The sequence below is a fragment of the Pseudomonas sp. ICMP 460 genome (genome assembly GCF_002723595.1).
Classification (GTDB): domain Bacteria; phylum Pseudomonadota; class Gammaproteobacteria; order Pseudomonadales; family Pseudomonadaceae; genus Aquipseudomonas; species Aquipseudomonas kitaguniensis.
This window is the reverse complement of sequence record NZ_LKBR01000068.1, coordinates 99,615-105,614: the sequence shown is the minus strand read 5'-3', so window position 1 is coordinate 105,614 and position 6,000 is coordinate 99,615. Positions and strand designations below refer to the sequence as shown.

Below are 6,000 nucleotides of genomic sequence, written 5' to 3'. Positions count from 1 at the left end.
AAAAAGCAGATCTGCTGTGTACTCAAGACCCGCCCTTGATCTGCTTCTGATCTGCTTCAACCACTCAGGTCGGCTTTCAGGCCGCCGTGCTCTTGCTCTTGATCTTTGTGATCTTGATCTGAGAAGCGCCCCGTTAAACCACGATGGCCGCACGCAGGCTTGAATCCGTGGGTAACCCGGCAGGACGCCGGGTTAGCCGCGCTGGGCCAAGGATGGCCCATCGCGGCGGCCCACGGATTCAAGACTGTGGGCGGGCATGCCGAGCCTAAGCGAGGCACCGAGTGGTGGGGCGAGAGCGTTTTGGTTACTTTTGACTGGGCCGGCTTCCGGATCTATCAAAAGTGACTCGCTGTAAGAGCGAAACCGATATAAGCCATAACCCAAATAAAGGATATGTACCCAACCTGAAGAACACCCCCAAGCCCGATGCGCAACACCGCTACATCAGATCAGCCAAACAACCACTTCCACAACAGCACCAACACCACCACCGCCAACACCGGCCGCGCGATGCGGTAGGCTTTGGGGTGCTTGCGCTTCCACTGTTTGACCTGACCACTGAACTTGTCGCTGAAGGTCTTGCTCCAGGCATAGGCCTGGTTGATGCCGCCAACACGTTCGTCATCCAGATTCTGAGGCGCAGTAGCACGACCGAGTTGCTTGCTGACCCAGCGATTGATGCGCGTCATCAAACGGCTACTCAACGGGCGTTCAATGTCGCAAAACAAAATCACCCGAGTGTGTTCGGTTTCGTTCTTCACCCAGTGCACATACGTTTCGTCAAACATCACGTCTTCGCCGTCGCGCCAGGCGTAGACCTGGCCGTCAACGAAGATGCGGCAGTCGTCGGAGTTCGGCGTGGACAGCCCCAAGTGATAACGCAACGAACCGGCAAACGGGTCGCGGTGCGGGTTGAGGTGGCTGCCGCCGGGCAACAGCGCAAACATCGCACCCTTGACGTTGGGGATGCTGCTGACCAGGGCCACGGTTTTCGGGCACAGCGCCTCGGCGGATGGCAACGGTTTGTCGTACCACTTGAGGTAAAAACGCTTCCAGCCCTTCTTGAAGAACGAACCAAAGCCTGCATCGTTGTTCTTTTCCGCGGCGCGGATATAACCCTCGTCGAACAGGTGCATGGCCTCTTGGCGGATCACTTCCCAGTTGTCCTTGAGCACGTCCAGTTCAGGGAATTTGCTGCGGTCCAGGTACGGCTTGGACGGCACGGCCGAGAACAGGTACATCAAGGCGTTGTACGGGGCGAACAACGCCGAGTGGTTGACGAACTGACGCAACAACGGCAAACGGGCCTTGCCACGCAAGTGCACATACAACGTGCTGCCGATAAACAACAGCAGCACCGACAGTTTGGCGGCCAAAGAAAAGGTCATGCAGCAACTCCTGGAAATTAGCGCCTGGCGAATAACTTCCCGGTGAGGGGAAACCAAACGTAGCAGCCGCTCATCATAAACATTTGCAGCATTATGCAGAAGGCTTTGGCCGACCGACTGACATAAATCAACCCTCTGCACCCCTGATTGCGGGCCCTGCGTGGGAGACACGCAGCAAAACTGGTCAAGCCTGGTTTTCTTGATCAGTAAACAAATCGCTAAACAGCATGCTCGTTAGATAGCGCTCACCGGAGTCCGGCAATATCACCACGATGGTCTTGCCCTGCATTTCCGGCTTCTCGGCCAGGCGCACAGCCACGGCCATGGCGGCGCCGCAAGAGATACCGCACAAAATTCCTTCTTCCTGCATCAAGCGCAGGGCCATCGCCTTGGATTCCTCATCGGTCACCAGTTCCACGCGGTCGACCATCGAAAGGTCGAGGTTTTTCGGCACGAAACCCGCGCCGATGCCCTGGATCTTGTGCGGGCTGGGCTTGATCTCTTCACCGGCCAGCGCCTGGGTGATCACCGGCGATGCAATCGGCTCCACCGCCACCGACAGAATCGGCTTGCGCGCAGTGTTCTTGATATAGCGCGACACACCGGTAAGGGTGCCGCCGGTGCCGACGCCCGCGACCAGCACGTCGACGGCGCCGTCGGTGTCGTTCCAGATTTCCGGGCCGGTGGTTTTCTCGTGGATCGCAGGGTTGGCCGGGTTTTCGAACTGGCCCGGCATGAAGTAGGCCGAGGGGTCGCCGGCAACGATTTCAGCGGCTTTTTCGATAGCGCCTTTCATGCCTTTGGCCGGTTCGGTCAGCACCAGTTCGGCACCGAGAGCCTTGAGCACTTTGCGCCGCTCGATGCTCATGGACGCTGGCATGCTCAGCAGCAGTTTGTAGCCACGCGCGGCCGCGACAAACGCCAAACCGATGCCGGTGTTGCCGGAAGTCGGTTCCACAATGGTCATGCCGGGTTTGAGTTTGCCGCTGCTTTCGGCGTCCCAAATCATGTTTGCGCCAATGCGGCACTTCACCGAATAACCTGGGTTACGCCCTTCGATCTTGGCCAGGATGGTCACGCCACGTGGCGCAATCCGGTTGATCTGAACCAGGGGCGTATTACCGATGGAGTGCGCGTTGTCTGCAAAGATGCGGCTCATGACGGGGTCCTTAAGGCTATTTCAGGAAGGCCCCAAGGTTATGCCGCTGGCGTAGAGGCGTCCAGTCTGCGGAACGTTGCGCCCTGTACGCAAGTCCATCAATTATATGTAACCCGATATGGACAGAGAACCTACGCCATGAAACGTCGCTACAGTTGGCCGCTATGGACCGCCGCCGGGCTGGTGTTGCTGCTGGTCGCCTTGAACATCGCGCTGCCTTACGTGGTGCGCGATTACCTGAATGACAAGCTCGCCGACATGGGCGATTACCGTGGCGAAATCGCCGATGTAGACCTGGCATTGTGGCGCGGCGCTTACCGCATCAAAGGGCTGAAAATCGTCAAGGTCGACGGTAAGGTTCCGGTGCCGCTGGTTAACGCGCCGCTGATTGAATTTGCGGTCAGTTGGCACTCGCTGTGGTACGACCATGCGGTGGTTGCCGAGGGGCATTTTGTGCGGCCTGAAATCAACTTCGTCGACGGCGGCGCAAACAAACAGGCGTCCCAGACTGGTAAGGGCACCGACTGGCAAGCGCAGTTGAAAAAACTCCTGCCGATCACCCTGAACGAAGTGCGCATTGAGGACGGCAAGGTCGCCTTTCACAACTTCAGCTCCAAACCGCAAGTAAACATCAACGCCACTGAAATCAACGCCAGCTTGTATAACCTGACCAACGTGGTGGACCTCAAAGGCCAGCGCGATGCACGCTTTGACGGCAAGGCCATGCTGCAAGGCCAGGCGCCGCTGGAAGCCACTGCCACCTTTGACCCTTTCAATGATTTTGAGGACTTCGAATTCCGCTTCCGCGCGCGTGACCTGCAACTCACACGCATGAACGATTTCGCCTCGGCGTACGGCAAGTTCGACTTCAAGGCGGGCACCGGTGATGTGGTGATCGAAGCGCAGGCCCAGAAGGGCCAGCTCAGCGGCTACATCAAGCCGCTGTTGCGCGATGTTGAAGTTTTTGACTGGCAGCAGGACGTCGAAAACAAAGACAAAAATATTTTCCGCTCGATCTGGGAAGCCGTGGTGGGCACCAGTGAGACGGTGTTGAAAAACCAGCGCAAAAATCAATTTGCCACGCGCGTCGAACTCAGCGGCAGCGTGCACCAGCAAAATATCAGCGCGTTCTCTGCATTCGTGGCGATTTTGCGCAACGGTTTCATCCAGGCCTTCAACGCGCGGTACGAACAGCCCAAGCCGTCGACCGACTGATGCGGCGCGTGACCGGCCATTCAGAGACTGAATAAGGCGTCTGCGTTCACAGCCACCGGGGCTGCGCGGTATAGTCCGGGCATTGATGAATCTGAGGAATGAGCGATGAAGTTCGAAGGCACCCAGGCCTATGTGGCTACCGATGACCTGAAACTGGCCGTCAACGCCGCGATCACCCTGGAGCGGCCGTTGCTGGTCAAGGGCGAACCCGGCACCGGCAAGACCATGCTGGCCGAGCAACTGGCCGAATCCTTCGGCGCCAAGCTGATCACCTGGCACATCAAGTCCACCACCAAGGCGCATCAGGGCCTCTACGAGTACGACGCGGTCAGCCGCCTGCGCGACTCGCAGTTGGGCGTGGACAAGGTGCACGATGTGCGCAATTACCTGAAAAAGGGCAAGCTCTGGGAAGCCTTCGAGTCCGAGGAACGGGTGATTCTGCTGATCGATGAAATCGACAAGGCCGACATCGAGTTCCCCAACGACCTGCTGCAAGAACTCGACAAGATGGAGTTCTACGTCTACGAAATCGACGAGACCATCAAGGCCAAAAAGCGCCCGATCATCATCATTACTTCCAACAACGAAAAAGAGCTGCCGGACGCGTTCCTGCGCCGCTGCTTCTTCCACTACATCGCCTTCCCCGACCGCAGCACGCTGCAAAAAATCGTCGACGTGCATTACCCCAACATCAAGAAAGACCTGGTCAGCGAAGCGCTGGACGTGTTCTTCGACGTACGCAAAGTGCCGGGCTTGAAGAAAAAGCCTTCCACCTCGGAGCTGGTCGACTGGCTCAAACTGCTGATGGCCGACAACATCGGTGAAGCGGTGCTGCGCGAACGCGACCCGACCAAGGCGATCCCGCCGCTGGCCGGCGCCCTGGTGAAGAACGAGCAAGACGTGCAACTGCTGGAACGACTGGCGTTTATGAGCCGTCGCGGTAATCGCTGATGCTGCTCAACCTGTTCAACGAAATGCGTGCGGCCAAAGTGCCGGTGTCGGTGCGCGAACTGCTCGACCTGATCAACGCGCTGAAACAGCGGGTGACCTTCGCAGACATGGACGAGTTTTACTACTTGGCCCGCGCGATTCTGGTCAAGGACGAACGGCATTTCGACAAGTTCGACCGCGCGTTCGGCGCCTACTTCAATGGCCTCGAAAAACTCGACGACCACCTGCAGGCGCTGATCCCCGAGGAGTGGCTACGCAAGGAATTCGAACGCTCGCTGAGCGATGAAGAGCGTGCGCAGATCCAGTCCCTCGGCGGCCTCGACAAGCTGATCGAGGAATTCAAGAAGCGCCTGGAAGAACAGAAGGAACGCCATGCCGGTGGCAACAAGTGGATCGGCACCGGCGGCACCAGCGCGTTTGGCTCAGGCGGCTACAACCCGGAAGGCATCCGCGTGGGCGATGCCGGCAAGCGCCAGGGCAAGGCGGTAAAAGTCTGGGACCAGCGTGAGTACAAAAACCTCGACGATCAGGTTGAGCTGGGCACGCGCAATATCAAGATCGCCCTGCGCCGCTTGCGCAAGTTCGCGCGCCAGGGTGCGGCAGAAGAGCTGGACATCGACGGCACCATCGACCATACGGCGCGTGATGCCGGCTTGTTGAATATTCAGATGCGCCCGGAGCGGCGCAACACTATCAAGCTGTTGCTGCTGTTCGACATCGGTGGCTCGATGGACGCGCATGTGAAGATCTGCGAAGAGCTGTTTTCGGCGTGCAAGACCGAGTTCAAGCACCTTGAGTACTTCTACTTCCATAACTTTGTGTATGAAGCGGTGTGGAAGGACAACCAGCGCCGCACCTCGCAAAGCACCTCGACCCAGGATTTGCTGCACAAGTACGGCGCCGATTACAAAGTGATCTTTATTGGTGATGCGTCGATGGCGCCGTATGAAATCACCCAGGCCGGCGGCAGCGTCGAGCACTGGAATGAAGAGGCCGGCTATGTGTGGATGCAGCGCTTTATGGCCAAGTATAAAAAGCTGATCTGGATAAACCCGTACCCGAAGGACACGTGGGGGTATACGGCGTCGACCGCGATTGTGCGCGAGTTGGTCGAGGATCAGATGTACCCGCTGACGCTGCGCGGGCTGGAAGAAGGCATGCGTTTTCTCTCCAAGTAATCCGAATCCAAATCAGGATACCCATGCTGCAGGAAATCCAGTGTGGGAGGGGGCTTGCTCCCGATGGCAGTGTTTGAGTCAAAACATCAGTGACTGAAACGCCGCCATC

At 58.0% G+C, this 6,000-nt stretch carries 5 protein-coding genes; 3 read left to right on the top strand and 2 right to left on the bottom strand.

Features of this window, described 5'->3' with window-relative positions; genetic code table 11:
- Positions 1–449: 449 nt before the first annotated feature.
- Complete coding sequence (locus AO240_RS25535; protein ID WP_099240233.1) at positions 450–1,388, bottom strand: aspartyl/asparaginyl beta-hydroxylase domain-containing protein; 939 nt, start codon at positions 1,386–1,388, stop codon at positions 450–452.
- A 184-nt stretch (positions 1,389–1,572) separates the two neighbouring features.
- Positions 1,573–2,547 carry a cysteine synthase A gene (gene cysK, locus AO240_RS25530; protein ID WP_099240231.1) on the bottom strand — a complete coding sequence of 325 codons (975 nt, stop codon included), beginning with the start codon at positions 2,545–2,547 and terminating at the stop codon, positions 1,573–1,575.
- A gap of 138 nt (positions 2,548–2,685) precedes the next feature.
- Between cysK and AO240_RS25525 the strand changes: the two genes are divergently transcribed.
- From AO240_RS25525 to AO240_RS25515, 3 genes are all read left to right on the top strand, one after another.
- Positions 2,686–3,762: a DUF748 domain-containing protein gene (locus AO240_RS25525; RefSeq protein ID WP_099240230.1), complete on the top strand. Its 1,077-nt coding sequence runs from the start codon at positions 2,686–2,688 to the stop codon at positions 3,760–3,762.
- A gap of 105 nt (positions 3,763–3,867) precedes the next feature.
- The gene (locus AO240_RS25520; protein ID WP_099240228.1) at positions 3,868–4,713 is read left to right on the top strand and encodes a MoxR family ATPase; all 846 of its coding nucleotides are present in this window, start codon (positions 3,868–3,870) and stop codon (positions 4,711–4,713) included.
- Complete coding sequence (locus AO240_RS25515; protein ID WP_058411047.1) at positions 4,713–5,891, top strand: VWA domain-containing protein; 1,179 nt, start codon at positions 4,713–4,715, stop codon at positions 5,889–5,891. The genes AO240_RS25520 and AO240_RS25515 overlap by 1 nt, the downstream gene beginning before the upstream one ends.
- The last annotated feature ends 109 nt before the right edge of the window (positions 5,892–6,000 follow it).